We start from the raw sequence: 18038 nt of genomic DNA, 5'->3' as shown, positions 1-18038 counted from the left end.
CACCGCCTGACGGAGACTGACATGCGCATCATCTTTATGGGAACGCCCGATTTTTCGGTGCCAGTGCTGGAGGCGCTGGTTGCGGCCGGTCATGAAATCGCGGCCGTCTATTGCCAACCACCGCGCCCTGCCGGTCGGGGCAAGAAAGAGCGCCCTAGCCCGGTGCAGGCCCGTGCCGAGGCGATGGGCCTTGCTGTGCGCCATCCGGTTTCCTTGCGCGACGACGCTGCGCTGGCTGAGTTTCGTGCGCTGAATGCGGATATTGCTGTCGTCGTTGCCTATGGTCTCATCCTGCCGCAGGCGATCCTTGATGCGCCAACACGCGGGTGCCTCAATATCCATGCCAGCCTGCTGCCGCGTTGGCGCGGTGCGGCCCCGATCCATCGTGCCATCATGGCCGGAGATCCGATCACCGGTGTTTGCATCATGCAAATGGAGGCCGGATTAGATACAGGGCCGGTTTTGATGCGAGCCGAAACCGAAGTCGGTGCTGAGGAAACCACGGTTGAGTTGCATGATCGGCTCTCTGAAATGGGCGCCGGGTTGATCGTGCAGGCGCTGGAACAGTTGGATGCCCTGACGCCAGATCCGCAACCGGACATCGGCGTCACCTATGCCCAAAAGATCGACAAGGCCGAGGCGCGGATTGATTGGGCACGATCCGCAGTCGATATTGATCGCCAGATTCGCGGTCTTTCGACCTTTCCCGGCGCGTGGACAGAGATTGCTGGTCAACGGGTCAAGCTGTTAGCGTCGCTGCTTGCATCTGGGGCGGGGAACCCCGGCGAGGTTCTGGACGACACTCTGACAATTGCCTGCGGAGACGGCGCGATTTCGCTCTTGCGCTTGCAGCGGGCAGGCAAAGGCGCGCAGGATGCAGAGACATTCCTGCGGGGATGCCCGGTGCCCAAAGGCACGCAATTGTAGGAGAGGCGCAGTGTTTCCGACCCTGATAGGAACCGTGGTGATTGCCGGGATCGTTGGCTATGTCTCGGAAAAGACCGGATTTACCCGCAACGGATATTTGCAATCCATCATCATCTGCGTCGGCGGGGCGTTCCTGTTTTATTTCATCCGGCTGATGTTCGGAATTGGCTTCGGGTCGCCCGGTCTGAACGCCGTCGCCTCGTCAATCGGAGCGTTGATCATCGTCCCGACTCACTGGCGTCGCGGGGGGCGGTGACATGGGGATCATCGTGCTTATGGTTGTCGGGGCAGCCGCCGGGTTCATCGCAACGCGCCTGATGCGCGTTGAGGCGGACATACCCACCACCATGTTCATCGGGGTCGCGGGGGCCTTGATCGGCGGGCTGATCCTGCGGACTTTGACCACCATCATGGGCGGCATGGCCGGGTTCGTCGGCGCGGTGTTAGGGGCAATGTTGCTGATCTGGCTGTGGCAGCGTTATCGGCGCTAAACCTTTGGCGGGCGACTCTTGTAGACGGGCAGGCTCCAGCCAAAGATCAGGGATCCTGCGCGCAGCACACCGCATGTCGCGGCCGCGATCAGCAATGCAGGGCGCAGCGATACTCCCAAATTGAGGGCAAGCAAAGCAGCCCCTGATCCTGCAAGCGCTGCGGTCGCGTAAAGTTCACCCTGTTTCAGGACCAACGGAATTTCACCCACCACGACATCGCGCATCAACCCGCCCAGACAGCCCGTTGCGACCCCCATCAGCACAACGATCACGCCGGGCTGACCAAAGGACACGGCAACGCCAGTCCCTGCCGCGACCGCGATAGAGAGCGCGAAGCAATCGAGCCACAAAAGCCAGCGATACCGGCTTTCAACAAGGTGGGCCGTAAAGAAAACAAAGATCGCAGCGGCCACGCAGATCAGCACGTAAACAGGCTGGCCGATCCAGAACACAGGATCGCGCCCAAGTAGCACATCGCGCACCGTACCGCCGCCAACCGCCGTCAGACAGGCGATAAAGGCAAAGCCAACGAGATCAAGCTGCGCCCGGCTCGCGACCAACGCGCCGGTCAGGGCAAAGACCAGAACCGAGCTGAAATCCAGCAGGGCCAGAAAGTTCACCTGCCTGCCGCCTTGCCTTTGAAAGGCGCCATGCCGGCGCGGGCCAGCTCGTCGGCGCGTTCGTTTTCGGGGTGTCCGGCATGGCCTTTGACCCATTCCCACGTCACCTTGTGCCGCGCCTGTGCTGCGTCCAACTGCTGCCACAGATCGGCATTCTTGACCGGCTTTTTCGCCGCCGTCTTCCAGCCGTTCTTTTTCCATCCGTGAATCCAGCTGGTGACACCGTTTTTTACATATTGGCTGTCGGTCACGATGGTGATGGGGCTGGCACGATCCAGCGCCTCCAGCGCATTGATTGCCGCCAAAAGTTCCATCCGGTTGTTGGTGGTGTCCGCCTCGCCGCCGCAAAGTTCGCGTTCCTTGATCACGCGGTCGCCGTCCATGGCGCGCAGCAGGGTGCCCCATCCTCCGGGGCCGGGATTTCCAGAGCAGGCTCCGTCGGTATAGGCAACGAGATCAGGCATGGGCGGTTATGGCGATCCATTCATCAAGGGTTCCGGCGAGCCCCTTGTCCTTGCCGGTGAGGTGGGATGCAACCGTGAAACCAGCCTCGTGCAGCAATCGTTCCAGTTCTTCGCGTCTGTAATAGGTATAGAACCGGCCAAGCCCGTCGGTTGCCTCGCCGCTGCCAAGTTTCATCCCCAGATGCAGACGCGCACCGGGTTTGGCCGCGCGGTGAAGGGCGGCAAGATGCACGGGGAATTTAGCGCGCGAGGCGTGGAGCAGTGAAAAACTCGCCCATATCCCATCATAGATCGCCTGACCTTTAATTTCGTCAAACGTTGCCTGCCTGGCCGCGACCCCGGGATGTTGTTCAGCCATGCGGATCATTTCCATGGAGCCGTCAGTTGCGGTGACGTGCAGGCCTGCGTCCGCCATGCGTGCGGCTGCGCGGCCCGGACCACATCCGAGGTCGAGCACGGCACCGCCCTTGGGCATTGCCGCAACGAAATCGGCGAAGGCGGGATCATCCCAATCAGCAATTGCCTTCTGATAGGCCTCGGCCTGCTCATCGTAGACTTTCAGGGTCTCGCGTTCGTTCATAGCAACACTCCAACCAGCAGACAGAGGATCGTCGAGCCGTTGAAGAACTCGGCATTGGGGCCGGCAATAACCAGTGGTGTTACGGCAACTCCGGTCATGGTGTTCTCTTGTCAGGCACGCAGAACGCGGGGGACCTTGAACTCGACGGTTTCAACGGCGGTTTCCACCTTCTGGATCGTGACGTCGTGGCGGTCTTGCACGGCTGCGATTACTTCATCAATCAGAACTTCTGGCGCGGATGCTCCGGCGGTGACGCCGATACTGGTCGCCCCTTCCATAGCACGCCAATTAATGTCTGCGGCGCGTTGGACCAGTTGGGAATAGGGGCAGCCAGCCTTGATCCCCACCTCCACCAGACGCCTGGAGTTAGACGAATTCGGTGCCCCCACCACGAGCATCGCGTCGATCTTTGGCGCCATCGCCTTGACCGCATCCTGCCGGTTGGTGGTGGCATAGCAGATGTCTTCCTTGTGGGGGCCGACGATATTCGGGAAGCGTTCTGTCAGGGCTTCGACGATATCGGCGGTATCATCGACACTGAGGGTGGTCTGGGTGACAAAGGCAATGCGATCGGGATCACGCACACTGACCGTCGCGACATCAGCGACGGTTTCCACCAAGAGCACCGCGCCCTCAGGCAGCTGGCCCATGGTGCCAACGGTTTCCGGGTGACCCTTGTGACCGATCATGATCATCTGCAACCCGTTTTCCGCATGGCGTTGTGCCTCGATATGAACCTTGCTGACCAAAGGGCAGGTGGCATCGACATAGATCATCTCGCGCTTTACCGCCGCAGCCGGGACCGATTTCGGCACACCATGTGCGGAAAAGATCACCGGGCGGTCATCCGGGCATTCATCCAGTTCTTCGACAAATACGGCCCCTTTGGCTCGGAGCCCGTCGACGACGAATTTGTTGTGCACGATCTCGTGACGCACGTAGACTGGCGCGCCCCATTTCTGCAGCGCCATTTCGACGATCTTGATCGCCCGATCCACGCCGGCGCAAAACCCGCGCGGGGCTGCCAGATAAAGGGTAATAGGGGTTTTGGGCATCTGCGGTCTCCTTGCGCAGAGACCTAGGGCTTTGCGCCTCGATGGTCCAGAGTCGCTGCACCAAACGATCATCGCTAGCGGATTTGGCCGCCTGCGCGTCGCAATGACGGGGGCAGCGAACGCGCCGCCCCTGTCTGTTTCAAGTGCCGTGCCCTCTTAGTGGCTGCCGGCCACTGCCGTCGCAACGGTCCGGGCCTCGGTGGGCATTTCGCGAGGCGGGCGGCCGATCACTTCCTTGAGCTCTTCCAGCTCGATGAAATTGTCCGCCTGCCGCCGCAATTCATCCGAGATCATCGGAGGCTGGCTGCGAATTGTCGAAACAACCGAAACCCGCACGCCTTGGCGTTGGAGGCTGGCCACGAGGGGGCGGAAATCGCCGTCGCCGGAAAAAAGAACGATATGATCGACACGTGGCGCAAGTTCCATTGCGTCAACGGTCAGTTCGATATCCATGTTTCCTTTGACCTTCCGACGACCCATGCTGTCGGTGTATTCCTTGGCGGGTTTGGTCACCATGGTGAACCCGTTGTAGTGGAGCCAGTCCACCAGAGGTCTGATCGGCGAGTACTCGTCGTTCTCAAGCAAAGCGGTGTAGTAGAACGCCCGCAGCATCTTGCCGCGGCGCATGAACTCCTGTCGCAATAGCTTGTAGTCGATGTCGAACCCAAGCGACTTGGCCGCTGCGTATAGATTCGAACCGTCAATGAACAGCGCGAGCCGTTCGTCCTTATAAAACATAAAATGGTCCTTCCGGTAATACGTCCCGCCGTCGTCCGTGAGTGAGTGGTTTTAAATTTTGACGGGTCGGTAAGCTTAAAATAAGAAGTTCGGCATGTATCGCAAGTCTAGAGCTATTCTGAAAACGCGTCAAAAATGTACGAAAACCGGTCAAATATCGTAATTGGACTAGGCGGAAACCTGCTCTTTCAGGGTTCCCCTACGGCAGCGACCTTACGGAAGGCCGTGGGCATGCTCGCAAGCCGTGATGTGGTGATTCGCGGTGTCAGCCGGTTTTATGCGACACCGTGTTTTCCCGCAGGCGCAGGCCCTGACTACGTCAATGCGGCAGTTGCGGCCTCGACATCACTGTCGCCAAGGCAGATGTTGGAGCGGCTGCACGAGGTTGAGGCGGCGTTTCTGCGCGAGCGGGTGCAACGCTGGGGCATGCGGACGCTTGATGCGGATCTGCTCGCTTTTGATCAATTGGTCCTGCCGGACCTCGCGCGGTATTCACAATGGCGCGATCTGCCTGCGGCGGAGCAAATCAGGGCGACTCCGGACGAATTGATCCTGCCGCATCCACGACTGCAGGACCGGGCCTTTGCGCTAATTCCAATGGCGGACGTTGCCCCGGACTGGGTGCATCCGGTCCTGCAGAAGTCGGTGCGGTCGCTTTGCGCGGCGTTGCCTGAAGAGGAGCGCGCGGCGGTGCGTCCGATCTAGGTCGTTGCGCCGCAGCATTCAGGCTTGTCAATCGGCACGATCCCTACTAAACCTCCCCTTTCTGAACGAAACTTGCTGTTGGAGAGTCGCCTATGGCCCGCGTTACGGTCGAAGATTGTGTTGACAAGGTCCCGAACCGGTTCGAATTGGTCATGCTCGCTGCACACCGCGCGCGTGAGATTTCTGCGGGTGGTGCGATTACCGTTGATCGCGACAATGACAAGAACCCTGTCGTTTCCCTGCGTGAAATCGCCGAGGAAACCCAGCGTGCCGACGATCTGCGTGAGCGCCTGATCGAAAGTAACCAGACCCAGATCGAAGTTGACGAGCCCGAGGACGACTCGATGGCTCTGTTGATGGGGGCGGAGGCCGACAAGCCCGCCGAGGATGACATGTCTGAAGAGATGTTGCTGCGCCAACTGATGGAGGCCCAGGGCCAGGGCTGACGAGAGCACGACACTCAAAGGTGCGGACCAGATGATTGCAGTTGAAGACTTGATTGCGCTGGTCCGCAACTACAACCCAAAGACCAACGCCGACCGCATCGCTGACGCCTATGACTATGGCAACCAGATGCATGATGGTCAGTTTCGCCAGTCCGGCGAACCCTATTTTTCCCATCCCATTGCTGTCGCCGCGATTCTGACCGAACAGCGGCTGGATGATGCCACGATCATCACAGCGCTTTTGCATGACACGATCGAAGATACCAAGGCATCCTTCAAGGAGGTTGAGGAGCGGTTTGGGCGCGAGGTCGCCGAGCTGGTCGATGGGGTGACCAAGCTGACAAACCTGCAGCTGTCCAGCCATGAAACCAAGCAGGCCGAGAATTTCCGCAAGCTTTTCATGGCGATGTCCAAGGATCTGCGGGTCATTCTGGTCAAGCTTGCCGACCGTCTGCACAACATGCGCACGATCAAATCCATGCGCCAGGAAAAGCAGGTCCAGAAAGCCCGCGAAACCATGGACATCTATGCGCCGCTTGCCGGTCGCATGGGGATGCAATGGATGCGCGAAGAGCTTGAAGATCTCAGTTTTCGCGTTCTCAATCCCGAGGGACGCCAGTCGATCATCCGTCGGTTCATCACCTTGCAGCGCGAGACCGGCGACGTCATTCACCGGATCACCGGCGACATGCGGAGCGAGCTTGGCAAGGCAGGGATCGAGGCCGAGGTTTTTGGTCGGGCCAAGAAGCCTTATTCAATCTGGCGAAAGATGCAGGAGAAAGAACAGGGTTTCTCGCGGCTGTCCGACATCTACGGCTTCCGTATCATCACGGCGAGCGAAGAGGATTGCTATCGCACGCTCGGCGCGATCCATCAGCGTTGGCGCGCGGTGCCGGGACGTTTCAAGGACTACATCAGCCAGCCGAAATCCAACGGTTATCGGTCGATCCATACCACGGTGTCGGGCCGCGATGGCAAGCGCGTCGAGGTACAGATCCGGACCCGCCAGATGCACGACGTTGCTGAAACCGGGGTGGCTGCGCATTGGTCCTATCGCGATGGGGTGCGTTCTGAAAATCCGTTTGCGGTGGACCCGGCCAAGTGGATCTCCAGCCTGACCGAACAGTTTGACGCCGAGGAAGATCACGAGGATTTCCTCGAAGCGGTCAAGCTCGAGATGTATTCGGATCAGGTGTTCTGTTTTACGCCCAAGGGCGACGTGGTGAAGCTCCCCCGTGGCGCGACGCCGATTGATTATGCCTATGCGATCCACACGCGCATCGGTGGAGGCTGCGTCGGTGCCAAGGTCGACGGGTTGCGGGTGCCGCTCTGGACTCGGCTCAAGAACGGGCAGTCGGTCGAGATCATCACCGCCGAGGGCCAGACACCACAGGCGACGTGGCTCGACATTGCCACTACCGGCAAGGCGCGCACCGCGATTCGCCGGGCATTGCGCGAAGTTGACCGTGAGCGGTTTGTCAAACTCGGCAAGGAACTTGCCCGCGCTGCATTTGAGCATGTCGGACGCAAGGCAACCGACAAGGCGCTGGCGACCGCAGCCAAGCATTTGCGGCTCAAGGATCGCAAGGAATTGCTGGCGCGCTTGGGCAGTGCCGAATTGACCGCGCATGAGGTCGTACAGGCCGTTTATCCCGATCTGGCGCGCGATGAGGGCGATCAGATCCCGTTACGACGCGCGGTGATCGGTCTCAGCCCCGGACAGTCATTCGAGCGTGCTCCATGCTGTCAGCCTTTGCCGGGTGAGCGCATTGTCGGCATTACGTTTCGCGGCAAAGGCGTTGTGGTGCATGCAATCGATTGCGATCGCCTCAGCGAATACGAGGAACAACCCGAACGGTGGGTCGATCTGCACTGGCACAGCGGAACCCATCCGGCGGTCTATGGGGCGACTCTTGATCTGACCATCGGCAATGACGCCGGGGTACTTGGGCGCATTTGCACATTGATCGGAGAAAAAAAGGCAAATATCAGCAATCTGGAGTTCGTTGACAGAAAACCGGACTTTTATCGACTTATTGTCAACGTAGAATTGCGGGATGTAGAGCAACTACTGTCGCTGATGTTGGCGCTTGAGGCGGAGAGCGATGTTGCTGCTGTCGAGCGGTTTCGAGAAAAGGCCAAGGTTCACGCCGCGGTCAGCTAAGCAGGACCGGGACCGAAGGGGAAACCACCTTGGTATTTAGACGCCGTGACCGACGCTCAGTGCTGCGCGCGATTGCGGATTTCCTATATCCCAAAGGCGGTTGGACCCGCGCCTTTCACTATGTCAAACATCGCGTCAGGCGTCTGCCTGATACGCCCGAGCGCATCGCGCGTGGAATTTGGGCCGGTGTCTTCACTACGTTCACACCATTTTACACGATGCATTTTCTGGTGGCGTTTCTGATCGCAAGGGTGGTCCACGGCAATATCCTTGCCGCATTGATGGCGACATTCTTTGGCAATCCGCTGACCTATGTGCCGATCGGATTCGTCTCGCTCAAGACCGGGCATTTCATTCTGGGCACAAAATTCGAAGAGGGTGCCGCAAGGTCATTTGGCGGCAAATTCATCGACGCCGCGCATGATCTGATGCGCAACTTCGTCGCCATCTTTTCTGACCAGCAGCCCGACTGGCGGGGACTCAGCGTATTTTACCACGAGATTTTCCTGCCCTATCTTGTCGGTGGCATTATTCCGGGCATGATCGTGGCGACAATTTGCTATGTTTTGAGCGTCCCGGTTATTCGCGCCTACCAAAAGCGGCGCAAGAAGCAGATCAAGAAAAAATTTGATGCGATCCGCAAGATGGCCGAGGCCAAGGCAGAAGCAGAATCGCGCCCTAAGTGATGCTTCAATTTCATTGGAAAGATAGAGCGAAAGGCGATTCATGTTTCGTTTGAAATGCTCTAGGCTACCGCTGGACTGAGAAGCGAGAGCCAGAAGATGACACAGCAGCAGTTGCGCCTTGGCGTGAATATCGACCACGTCGCCACCGTCAGAAACGCCCGTGGTGGCACCTATCCCGACCCGTTGCGCGCCGCGCGCCTTGCCGAAGAAGCGGGTGCCGATGGTATCACGGCGCATCTGCGCGAAGACCGCCGACATATCAGCGACGCGGATATCGACGGGCTAATGGACGTGCTCAGCATCCCGCTGAATTTTGAAATGGCTGCGACCGAAGAAATGCAGGCGATCGCCTTGCGCCACAAACCGCATGCTGTCTGCATCGTGCCGGAAAAGCGCGAGGAACGTACCACCGAAGGCGGGCTGGAAGTTGCGCGCGAGGAAAACAGGTTGGCACATTTCATTGCCCCGCTACGCGATGTTGGCTGTCGCGTGTCGATCTTTATCGCCGCCGACAAACGCCAGATCGAGGCGGCTCACCGGATCGGGGCAGAGGTGATCGAGCTTCACACCGGTGCCTATTGCGATGCGTTTTCCGAAGGTCGGATGGAGGATCACCAAAAGGAGCTCAACGCCCTGCGGGAAATGTCTGCATATGCCGACTCGCTGGGGCTTGAGGTTCACGCCGGTCACGGGCTGACCTATGAAACTGTTACGCCAGTCGCCGCATTTCCTGAGGTGCGCGAGTTGAATATCGGACACTTCCTGATCGGTGAGTCGATCTTTCTCGGTCTCCAGCCAGCGATTTCCGAGATGCGCCGGCTGATGGATGCGGCGAGACATGGTTGAAGACACACAATTCCTGCTCCCGATCGGAGTGGTTGTGGTGGGCTGGATTCTGGCCGGTGGCAGCCCAGGACCGGCCACGCTCACGATTTCCGGGACCGCGATGTCGCGGGGACGATTGGCAGGATTGCAGGTTGCGTTGGGCGTGCTAGTTGGTTCGGCGTCCTGGGGTGTGGCCGCTGCGTTGGGCTTTTCGGCGGTCATGCTGGCCAATGCATGGCTGTTTGAGATCGTCCGCTATGCAGGCGCGGCCTACCTGTTGTTTCTCGCGGCAAAGTCGCTGATGTCGGCATGGCGCGGCGGGTGTGCGACGCTGGTCAAGACATCAAGCCGATCACTCTTTGCCAAAGGTCTGCTGCTTCATCTGACCAACCCCAAGGCGATACTGTCTTGGGGGTCTGTCTATGCCATTGTCTTAGCACCGGGCGCGCCATGGTACGTGGTCTGGCAGTTGTTCACGATGTTGTTTGCAGCATCTGCCTTGGTATTTCTGGGCTATGCCCTCCTGTTTTCCGTATCGCCGGTTGCGCGATTCTACACACGGTCGCGGCGCTGGTTCGAATTGGCGTTTGGCCTGTTTTTTGGCGCTGCCAGCCTCAAGCTCCTGAGTGTACGGCTGGCATGATACTCGGCATTGGCACCGACCTCGCCAATATCGAGCGTATCCAAGGTACGCTTGACCGGTTTGGCGATCGGTTCCGCAACCGGGTGTTCACCGAGATCGAACAGCAAAAAGCCGAGCGTCGCCGTGATACTGCCGGAACCTACGCCAAACGGTGGGCCGCGAAAGAGGCTTGTTCAAAGGCGTTGGGAACCGGGCTGCGCATGGGGATTGCGTGGAAGGACATGGCTGTCAGCAACCTGCGCACCGGGCAGCCTGTGATGGAGGTTACAGGCTGGGCGGCTGAACGGCTGGCAAAGATGACGCCAGCAGGGCATGAGGCAATCATCCACGTTACTCTGACTGACGATCATCCGTGGGCGCAGGCCTTTGTCGTGATCGAGGCGCGGCCACTCGCCAGCACTGACTCTGCGCCTTGACACTGCTCATGCCGCCCCGCATGTAGCGCCAAACCCAGCAATTCCGGAGATCCGCATGGCCGAGAAAGCCAAAAAGGGAAACGCGATTATCGAGACGGTCAAGACCATCGTCTATGCCCTGCTTATTGCAGGCGTATTTCGCACGCTGTTCTTTCAGCCGTTCTGGATCCCGTCAGGTTCGATGAAAGAGACGCTGCTGATCGGCGATTTCCTTTTTGTGAACAAGATGGCCTATGGTTACTCCTATGCCTCCTGTCCCAGCGTGATCATGCCGGGCATCGGTATCAACATTGACGCCGAAGATGTCTGTGGCGTGTTCCCGCAGAACAATGGCCGCCTGTTCGGTTCCGAACCTGAGCGCGGCGATGTGGTCGTGTTCCGTCACCCGGTTTCGGGTCGCGACTTTATCAAGCGTCTGGTCGGGCTGCCTGGTGACAAGATCCAGGTCAATGGCGGTGTATTGTCGATCAATGATCAGCCGGTGCAATTGACAGAGGACGGTGTATTCACCGAAACCTACGCACCACAAGGTCCGCAGGGCAGCCGCCCGCGGTGTTCCAACGGGCCGGTCGGTCCGGAGGCGGTTTGTGAAAAGCAGCGCCTGATCGAAACCTTCCCGGATGGGAATTCCCACGATATTCTGGAAATCGGCAATCAGGGTCTGGATAACACCGGCGTCTATCTCGTGCCGGAAGGACATTATTTCTTTATGGGTGACAACCGTGACAACTCCATGGACAGCCGTGTGCCGCAAAGCGCGGGCGGTGTCGGGTTTGTACCGTATGAAAATCTGATCGGTCGCGCAGATCGTATCATGTTCAGTTCGGCGGGGCGTTCGATGCTGTACTTCTGGACCTGGCGTAGCGATCGGTTCTTCAAGGCGGTGCAGTGAAGCTGGGGGCCGACCTTCAGGCGTTTCAACGCCGGATCGGCCATGACTTTGCGCGGCCCGAACTGTTGGTGCGCGCGCTGACCCATGGGTCGGTGTCCTCTCCGACTCGGGCCGACAACCAGCGGCTCGAGTTTCTGGGGGACCGGGTTCTGGGTCTGGTGATGGCGTCAGCCTTGCTCGAGAAAGACAAGGAGGCCAGCGAAGGTCAGCTGGCTCCGCGATTTAACGCGCTGGTACGCAAAGAAACCTGTGCGGACGTGGCCCGAGAGATTGACGTTGGCGCGGTGCTCAAGCTGGGGCGTTCGGAAATGCTTTCGGGTGGGCGACGCAAACAGGCGTTGCTCGGGGATGCGATGGAGGCGGTGATCGCCGCCGTCTATCGCGATGGCGGTCTGGAGGCGGCAAGCGACATGATCCTGCGTCTCTGGGGCGACCGCATCGCTCGTGTCGATGCGGATGCGCGGGATGCCAAGACGGCCTTGCAAGAATGGGCGCAGGCGCGTGGACAAAAGCCGCCCGCCTATGTTGAACTCGACCGCAGTGGCCCGGATCACGCCCCGGTCTTTACCATCGCTGCCCGGCTTGAGAACGGTGCCGAGGCCCACGCCAGCGCCGGATCAAAGCGGCAGGCAGAACAAGGCGCGGCGACCGCGCTGTTGCAGAAACTGGAGAACCAGACATGACACGCGCCGGATTTGTCGCGCTGATCGGAGAGCCCAACGCCGGTAAATCGACGCTATTGAACCGCATGGTCGGGGCAAAGGTTTCGATTGTCACCCACAAGGTACAGACCACTCGCGCGCGCATTCGTGGTGTGGCGATGGAAGGGGACAGCCAGATCGTGTTCGTTGACACACCGGGCCTGTTCCAACCGCGCCGCCGGCTTGACCGCGCGATGGTCGCAGCAGCTTGGGGCGGGGCGGCAGACGCGGATGTGGTGGTTTTGCTGATTGAAGCGCATCGCGGCGTCACCGAAGGTGTTGAGCGCATCCTTGAAGGGCTGGCCGATATCGGCAAAGGCCGCAAGGTTGCCTTGGCGATCAACAAGATTGACCGGGTCCAATCCGAAGTGTTGCTTGCGCTGACCAAGGATATGAATGACCGCTACGCCTTTGCCGATACCTTCATGATTTCTGCGGAAAAGGGGCATGGGGTTCAGGTCTTGCGCGAATGGTTGGCCGGTGAGGTGCCGGAGGGGCCTTGGCTGTATCCTGAAGATCAGATCGCAGATCTGCCCATGCGCATGATCGCCGCCGAGATGACCCGCGAAAAGCTGACCCTGCGGCTGCATCAGGAATTGCCCTATCAGATGACCGTGGAAACCGAGAGCTGGGAAGAGCGCAAGGATGGCTCGGCCCGGGTTGAGCAGATCATCTATGTTGTCCGCGATGGGCACAAAGGCATCGTGTTGGGCCACAAGGGCGAAACCATCAAAGCTGTGTCCAAGGCCGCGCGTGAAGAACTCACCGAGTTTCTGGGCCGCAAGGTGCATCTGTTCCTGCAGGTCAAGGTGCGGCCAAACTGGCTGGAAGAAGCTGAACGCTACTCCGAAATGGGCCTTGATTTCAAAGATGGCGCCTGATGGCCCGTCTGACGGCCCAATTCTGGATTCAAGCCTATATGGCGCGTCTTCGGGGGCTGGATATTCCTGCTTTTGTTGTCGCGCACGGGGATGACACCGCCGGGGCGGTTCTGATCAAGCTGAATACGTTGGATGGGCAGGCGACGGCGTTTCAGCGCAGTTTCGACCTCATGACCGGTGATCGGAAATGGATCACGCTGGTGCAAGGGACCGAGGCCGAGGTGGATGTAGCGATTTCCCGTCAGCGTGGGTTTGACCCGGACCTTTGGGTGGTCGAAATCGAAGACCGCGCCGGTCGCAGTCTGCTGGACGAGCCGGGATTGGCTGACTAGCTTCCATTCGCCGGGGTGTAGTACGCTCGCAGTGCTCTCTTGAAATCGCCAGACATGCATGAGCTAGTGCGGTATGGAATGGCGCGATCACGGCATCCTTTTGACCATGCGGCGCCACGGCGAATCTGCGGCGATCATTGATGTCTTTACCGAGGCGCACGGTCGCCACGCGGGTGTTGTGCGCGGCGGCGCCAGTCGAAAGATCGCACCTATCCTGCAACCCGGCGCTCAGCTTGATCTGCTTTGGCGCGCGCGGCTCGAAGATCACATCGGCAGCTATCAGGTCGAACCGCTTCGCAGCCGTGCGGCGGCTGCCATGTCGGGGCGGATGGCACTTGCCGGTTTGAATGCGGTCACGGCATTGTTGTCGTTCTGCCTCCCCGAACGTGAGGAACATGGCGCGCTCTACAAGCGCAGCGAACAATTGTTGGACCTGCTAGGTCAGAACGATGTCTGGCCTTTGGCCTATCTGCGATGGGAACTTGCGTTGCTTGATGATCTTGGTTTTGGTCTTGATCTGTCGTGCTGCGCGGCGACCGGTGCGACCGACGGGCTGATCTATGTCTCACCCAAATCTGGCCGCGCAGTGTCACGCGATGGGGCGGGACAATGGGCTGACCGGATGCTGCCCCTGCCACCGGTCATGCAGGGCAAGGGAGACGCCTCTGAGGATGAAATCGTAGAGGCGCTTGGGACCACCGGCTATTTCCTGAAGGAGCGGCTTGCACCGGCTCTGGGAAACAAACCGTTGCCCGAGGCCCGTGCGCGACTTGTCGACGTTCTCAGGGCGGTTGCTGCCTGAGCTGAATAGTTGCCCACTACAGCGCGGCGGCGTCCAGAAACGCGTCAGTCGCGCGCGATGAAAACCAGTTCCTGTCCCGAATTGTTTCGAAGGACAAGCGTCGGCCCGCTCACCTCGGACTGGGTCATGCCAGCCAAGACCTCAAAATACCGCTCTTCCGTTGCCAGATCGGGGCAAGCCGTCTTGGTCCGCGCAATTTGACCTGTTTCGAACCAAGGGTAGGGGGCTGGCATGTCGGCGGTGTACGCATTGCAGGGGCCGTGTCCGGAAATCTGGCCTTTGCCGGGAAATGTGAGGGTGGTCCGTGTGTCAATGCGCTGACCATCGAGCTCTGCAAGTGTCCAAACACGGTTCGCGCCGCCATAGGCAGCCACCGTTTCGTCGCGGGCGCAGTTGGACAGGCAAAGAGCTACGACGACAAAATAGGCAGGATGCATACGGGTATGGCCTCATAAGGGTGCTGCCACACCTTAGCTGATCCGTATCGGTCAGTCAGCTTATCCGCGCTGTTCGAGGACCGCGAGGACCCTGAGATGTTCCGGAGTGATTATTAAGGCGAACCAGAGGCCGGCAGGTTTCGAACCGCCGGGGCGATGGATTCTATGGCCTGTATGAGATGTTCCGAGATGCCCACAAGCCCCTCGCGTTCGCAGTAGGTGTTCAGGTCGATCAACGCGTCCACGATCCAGCCCAAATCCTGTGAGTTTTCCATTCCTCTGTGGTCTCCAATCAACATAACATAAATTGAATACAACATCGCAGGAGGGCTCACATCACAACCCACGTATAGGTTGTGGTATCGATGGGGTAGGTCCTTATCCGTTGGGATAGGTTTCTGCGAAATTATTCATCAATTCCGTCGGAATTCACTGATTGTTGATGGCGATGCTGCGCCTAACTGCCCAATATTTGAGCAGGTATGGCGGTGGTGAGCGGCAGATGGGTTGGCATCGCCGCTCAGCTATCGTGGCGGGCGAAGGGAACGTCAGTTCAGAAGGCGACGGGCAATCACTTGTGCCTGGATTTCTGCGGCACCTTCGAAAATGTTCAGGATGCGGGCATCACACAGCACGCGCGAAATCTTGTATTCCAGCGCAAAGCCGTTGCCGCCATGAATCTGCAAGCCGTTGTCGGCTGCGGCCCAGGCAACTCGTGCGCCCAGCAGCTTTGCCATTCCGGCCTCAAGATCGCAGCGATGCCCGTTGTCCTTTTCCCAGGCGGAAAAATAGGTCAACTGACGGGCGATCATGATCTCGACCGCCATCATCGCCAGCTTGCCGGACACGCGGGGAAAGTTGATCAGAGACTTGCCGAACTGCTTGCGCTCTTGTGCGTATTGCATGCCGATGTCCAGTGCACATTGCGCCACGCCGATGGCGCGCGCGGCGGTCTGGATGCGGGCGGATTCAAAGGTTTCCATCAGTTGTTTGAAACCCTTGCCCTCTTCGCCTCCCAGAAGGTTTTCGCCTTTGACCTCGAACCCATCAAACGCCAGTTCATATTCCTTCATGCCGCGATAACCCAGCACCTCGATCTCGCCACCTGTCATGCCGGGCGTCGGAAACGGGTCGGTGTCGGTGCCCGGTGTCTTTTCCGCAAGGAACATTGACAGGCCCCGGTGATCGCTGCTGTCGGGATTGGTTCGTGCCAACAATGTCATGACATGGGTCCGCGCGGCGTGGGTGATCCACGTCTTGTTGCCGGTAACTGTGTAATTCCCATCCGCGCCTTTGACCGCGCGGGTGCGCAGGCTGCCCAGATCAGAGCCGGTGTTCGGTTCTGTAAAGACAGCGGTTGGCAGAATCTCGGCGCTGGCGATCTTGGGCAACCACTTGGCCTTTTGCTCGTCCGTGCCGCCCGCGATGATCAGCTCGGCCGCGATTTCGCTGCGGGTGCCAAGGCTGCCCACACCGATATATCCGCGCGACAACTCTTCGGAGACTACGCACATCGACGCCTTGGACAGGCCAAAGCCGCCATGCTCTTCGGGGATGGTCAGCCCGAACACCCCCATCTCGGCGAGTTCCTCGATGATCTCGATCGGGATCAGTTCATCCTTGAGGTGCCAGTCGTGCGCATTGGGTTCGACCTTGTCCACGGCATAGCGGCGGAATTGCTCGCGGATCATTTCCAGTTCGTCGTCCAGGCCCGAGGCACCGAACATGACATTGGCGGATTGCTCCTGCATCAATTCCACAAGCCGCGTGCGCACCGCTTGCGTGTTGCCGCTGGCCATCAGGCTTTGCACCTCGGGGCAGTGGAAACCCGACAGGGCATCCCAGCTTAAACCAAGTTCCTGCAGACGCAGGATTTCACCCTGGTTCATCGGGATGCCGCCTGCGATCTGATGCAGGTACTCGCCAAAGGCGATCTGGTGAATCAATTGCTCAATCTCGCCAAACTTTCCGTCCGCCTGCAAGCGGTCGGCCCAGGCCTGCATCTGTTGCAACGCCTGTGAATAGGTCGCGAGCCACGCCAGCCCGTGCGCCGCCGTCTGGTTGGCCTCAATCAACGCGCCGGACACGCGATCTCCCTCGACAACGCGTGCGCGCACGCTGTCGCGCGCCTTGTCCAGATAGCTCTGAACCGCGGGCAGCGCGGCGGCGGTGAGTTTCAGCAGATCGGGCAGAATGACCGCCCCGTTCTCTTGATATGTCATCGTCTGATCCTGTCCGTCGTGGGCCATGAGTCACTCTTTCTTTTCGTTCCGCCCGGTCCTAATCATTTCGCAGTTGCAGCGCAACAAAAATACGCTGGTGTCGCGCCTTAAGTACGAAAGTTGCGTGCTATTTTGGCGGTGCAGCATGCAACCGGGGTGATATTAACAGGCATGGAATCACTTTTCGCCCTTTTGAGCCCCAGTGCCTTTCTCCTTGCCTTTGCAATTACTGCGGTTGCGGGACTTGTCAAAGGAATGGTTGGATTTGCCTTGCCGATGATCATCGTTTCGGGGCTGGGAATGTTTCTCGCGCCGGAACTTGTGCTGGCTGGGCTGATTCTGCCGACGGTCACCGCAAACTGCATTCAGGCGCTGCGGCATGGCCCGCGTGAGGCGCTTGCCTCGGTCCGCCGCTTTGGGGTGTTCCTGATCGTCGGTTTCGTTTTCCTTGTTGGCAGTGCGCAACTCTTGCGCAGCGTGTCAGACGCGACGTTCTTCCTGATGATTGGCATACCGGTCTCGTTCTTCTCGCTCGTGCAGCTTGCGGGCCTTGGATTCACTCTACGTGAACCCAACAAATGGATTGAGGCGCTGATCGGCGCCATCGCGGGATTTATCGGTGGGCTATCTGGCATCTGGGGGCCGCCGACGGTGGCGTATCTGACGGCGCTGAACACACCCAAGGCGGAACAGATGCGTGTACAGGGGGTGATCTATGGGCTGGGCGCTTTGGCCCTTCTGGGTGCCCATGTCAGTTCAGGCGTATTGCGGGCGGCGACCTTGCCGTTGTCAGTCGCACTTGTCGTGCCGGCCATGCTGGGCATGTGGGTGGGCGGGCGACTGCAGGATCGGATCGACCAACGCACGTTCCGCAGGGTGACGTTGGTGGTGTTGCTGATCGCTGGGCTGAACCTGGTACGGCGTGGGCTGATGGGGTAGCCCGCAGGCTCAAAAACACGAAGCCATGGTCGCTGGTTTGGGAGACGACTTGGTGTCCGACTATCGTGTTGG

General features: G+C 59.2%; 24 protein-coding genes. 16 read left to right on the top strand and 8 right to left on the bottom strand.

Annotation, left to right across the window (positions count from 1 at the left end):
* Window positions 1–21: 21 nt before the first annotated feature.
* From fmt to ABJO75_RS03885, 3 genes are read left to right on the top strand one after another with little or no spacing between them, the layout of a single operon-like run.
* Window positions 22–927 (top strand): methionyl-tRNA formyltransferase, encoded by a 906-nt coding sequence (fmt, locus tag ABJO75_RS03895; protein ID WP_348131345.1) that lies wholly within the window; start codon window positions 22–24, stop codon window positions 925–927.
* A 10-nt stretch (window positions 928–937) separates the two neighbouring features.
* Window positions 938–1183 carry a hypothetical protein gene (locus tag ABJO75_RS03890; protein WP_348131342.1) on the top strand — a complete coding sequence of 82 codons (246 nt, stop codon included), beginning with the start codon at window positions 938–940 and terminating at the stop codon, window positions 1181–1183.
* 1 nt (window position 1184) lies between these two features.
* Complete coding sequence (locus tag ABJO75_RS03885; protein WP_348131339.1) at window positions 1185–1418, top strand: GlsB/YeaQ/YmgE family stress response membrane protein; 234 nt, start codon at window positions 1185–1187, stop codon at window positions 1416–1418.
* Here ABJO75_RS03885 and ABJO75_RS03880 read toward each other — a convergent pair.
* From ABJO75_RS03880 to ABJO75_RS03860, 5 genes are all read right to left on the bottom strand, one after another.
* Window positions 1415–2038, bottom strand: a complete 624-nt coding sequence (locus ABJO75_RS03880; protein WP_348131336.1) for a trimeric intracellular cation channel family protein — start codon at window positions 2036–2038, stop codon at window positions 1415–1417. The two genes, ABJO75_RS03885 and ABJO75_RS03880, sit on opposite strands and share 4 nt — an antisense overlap.
* Complete coding sequence (gene rnhA / locus ABJO75_RS03875) at window positions 2035–2502, bottom strand: ribonuclease HI (RefSeq protein WP_348131333.1); 468 nt, start codon at window positions 2500–2502, stop codon at window positions 2035–2037. Before rnhA ends, ABJO75_RS03880 begins: the two co-directional genes overlap by 4 nt.
* Entirely contained in the window at window positions 2495–3082 is a 588-nt protein-coding gene (locus ABJO75_RS03870; protein ID WP_348131331.1) for a class I SAM-dependent methyltransferase, read from the bottom strand. Before ABJO75_RS03870 ends, rnhA begins: the two co-directional genes overlap by 8 nt.
* A 110-nt stretch (window positions 3083–3192) precedes the next feature.
* On the bottom strand, window positions 3193–4137 hold the full coding sequence (gene ispH, locus ABJO75_RS03865; protein ID WP_348131328.1) for a 4-hydroxy-3-methylbut-2-enyl diphosphate reductase: 945 nt from the start codon (window positions 4135–4137) through the stop codon (window positions 3193–3195).
* A gap of 156 nt (window positions 4138–4293) precedes the next feature.
* The gene (locus tag ABJO75_RS03860) at window positions 4294–4875 is read right to left on the bottom strand and encodes an NYN domain-containing protein (RefSeq protein ID WP_348131326.1); all 582 of its coding nucleotides are present in this window, start codon (window positions 4873–4875) and stop codon (window positions 4294–4296) included.
* Window positions 4876–5010: 135 nt separating this feature from the next.
* Between ABJO75_RS03860 and folK the strand changes: the two genes are divergently transcribed.
* The 12 genes from folK to recO all read left to right on the top strand — a co-directional run bounded on the left by folK (window position 5011) and on the right by recO (window position 14368).
* Complete coding sequence (folK, locus tag ABJO75_RS03855; protein ID WP_348131323.1) at window positions 5011–5580, top strand: 2-amino-4-hydroxy-6-hydroxymethyldihydropteridine diphosphokinase; 570 nt, start codon at window positions 5011–5013, stop codon at window positions 5578–5580.
* A 92-nt stretch (window positions 5581–5672) separates the two neighbouring features.
* A complete protein-coding gene (rpoZ, locus tag ABJO75_RS03850) occupies window positions 5673–6026 on the top strand; it encodes a DNA-directed RNA polymerase subunit omega (RefSeq protein WP_316773174.1) in 354 nt (117 codons plus the stop codon).
* Between the two features lie 31 nt (window positions 6027–6057).
* Window positions 6058–8190 (top strand): bifunctional (p)ppGpp synthetase/guanosine-3',5'-bis(diphosphate) 3'-pyrophosphohydrolase, encoded by a 2133-nt coding sequence (locus tag ABJO75_RS03845; RefSeq protein ID WP_348131321.1) that lies wholly within the window; start codon window positions 6058–6060, stop codon window positions 8188–8190.
* 29 nt (window positions 8191–8219) lie between these two features.
* The gene (locus ABJO75_RS03840) at window positions 8220–8876 is read left to right on the top strand and encodes a DUF2062 domain-containing protein (protein ID WP_348131318.1); all 657 of its coding nucleotides are present in this window, start codon (window positions 8220–8222) and stop codon (window positions 8874–8876) included.
* 96 nt (window positions 8877–8972) lie between these two features.
* Window positions 8973–9722, top strand: coding sequence for a pyridoxine 5'-phosphate synthase (locus ABJO75_RS03835; protein ID WP_348131315.1), 750 nt, complete (start codon window positions 8973–8975; stop codon window positions 9720–9722).
* A complete protein-coding gene (locus ABJO75_RS03830; RefSeq protein ID WP_348131312.1) occupies window positions 9715–10344 on the top strand; it encodes a LysE family transporter in 630 nt (209 codons plus the stop codon). The genes ABJO75_RS03835 and ABJO75_RS03830 overlap by 8 nt, the downstream gene beginning before the upstream one ends.
* Window positions 10341–10760 (top strand): holo-ACP synthase, encoded by a 420-nt coding sequence (gene acpS, locus ABJO75_RS03825; RefSeq protein ID WP_348131309.1) that lies wholly within the window; start codon window positions 10341–10343, stop codon window positions 10758–10760. The genes ABJO75_RS03830 and acpS overlap by 4 nt, the downstream gene beginning before the upstream one ends.
* Window positions 10761–10815: 55 nt before the next feature.
* Window positions 10816–11652: a signal peptidase I gene (gene lepB / locus ABJO75_RS03820; protein ID WP_348131306.1), complete on the top strand. Its 837-nt coding sequence runs from the start codon at window positions 10816–10818 to the stop codon at window positions 11650–11652.
* Window positions 11649–12335 (top strand): ribonuclease III, encoded by a 687-nt coding sequence (gene rnc / locus ABJO75_RS03815; RefSeq protein WP_348131303.1) that lies wholly within the window; start codon window positions 11649–11651, stop codon window positions 12333–12335. Before lepB ends, rnc begins: the two co-directional genes overlap by 4 nt.
* Window positions 12332–13234, top strand: coding sequence for a GTPase Era (gene era, locus ABJO75_RS03810; RefSeq protein WP_348131300.1), 903 nt, complete (start codon window positions 12332–12334; stop codon window positions 13232–13234). Before rnc ends, era begins: the two co-directional genes overlap by 4 nt.
* Complete coding sequence (locus ABJO75_RS03805; RefSeq protein ID WP_348131298.1) at window positions 13234–13566, top strand: DUF1491 family protein; 333 nt, start codon at window positions 13234–13236, stop codon at window positions 13564–13566. The genes era and ABJO75_RS03805 overlap by 1 nt, the downstream gene beginning before the upstream one ends.
* Before the next feature lie 73 nt (window positions 13567–13639).
* Window positions 13640–14368, top strand: coding sequence for a DNA repair protein RecO (gene recO / locus ABJO75_RS03800; RefSeq protein ID WP_348131295.1), 729 nt, complete (start codon window positions 13640–13642; stop codon window positions 14366–14368).
* Between the two features lie 44 nt (window positions 14369–14412).
* Here recO and ABJO75_RS03795 read toward each other — a convergent pair whose 3' ends face one another.
* The 3 genes from ABJO75_RS03795 to ABJO75_RS03785 form a co-directional block, all read right to left on the bottom strand.
* On the bottom strand, window positions 14413–14805 hold the full coding sequence (locus ABJO75_RS03795) for an META domain-containing protein (protein WP_348131292.1): 393 nt from the start codon (window positions 14803–14805) through the stop codon (window positions 14413–14415).
* A 113-nt stretch (window positions 14806–14918) separates the two neighbouring features.
* Complete coding sequence (locus tag ABJO75_RS03790) at window positions 14919–15080, bottom strand: hypothetical protein (protein WP_348131289.1); 162 nt, start codon at window positions 15078–15080, stop codon at window positions 14919–14921.
* A 273-nt stretch (window positions 15081–15353) separates the two neighbouring features.
* Window positions 15354–17054 (bottom strand): acyl-CoA dehydrogenase family protein, encoded by a 1701-nt coding sequence (locus ABJO75_RS03785; RefSeq protein WP_348131287.1) that lies wholly within the window; start codon window positions 17052–17054, stop codon window positions 15354–15356.
* 144 nt (window positions 17055–17198) lie between these two features.
* On the opposite strand from ABJO75_RS03785, the gene ABJO75_RS03780 reads away from it, so the two are divergent.
* Window positions 17199–17966 carry a sulfite exporter TauE/SafE family protein gene (locus ABJO75_RS03780; RefSeq protein WP_348131284.1) on the top strand — a complete coding sequence of 256 codons (768 nt, stop codon included), beginning with the start codon at window positions 17199–17201 and terminating at the stop codon, window positions 17964–17966.
* Window positions 17967–18038: the final 72 nt, after the last annotated feature.

The sequence above is a fragment of the Sedimentitalea sp. genome (genome assembly GCF_039973035.1).
Taxonomy (GTDB): Bacteria; Pseudomonadota; Alphaproteobacteria; order Rhodobacterales; family Rhodobacteraceae; genus Sedimentitalea.
Note: the sequence above shows the minus strand (reverse complement) of the source record. Positions and strands in the feature narration are given on the sequence as shown.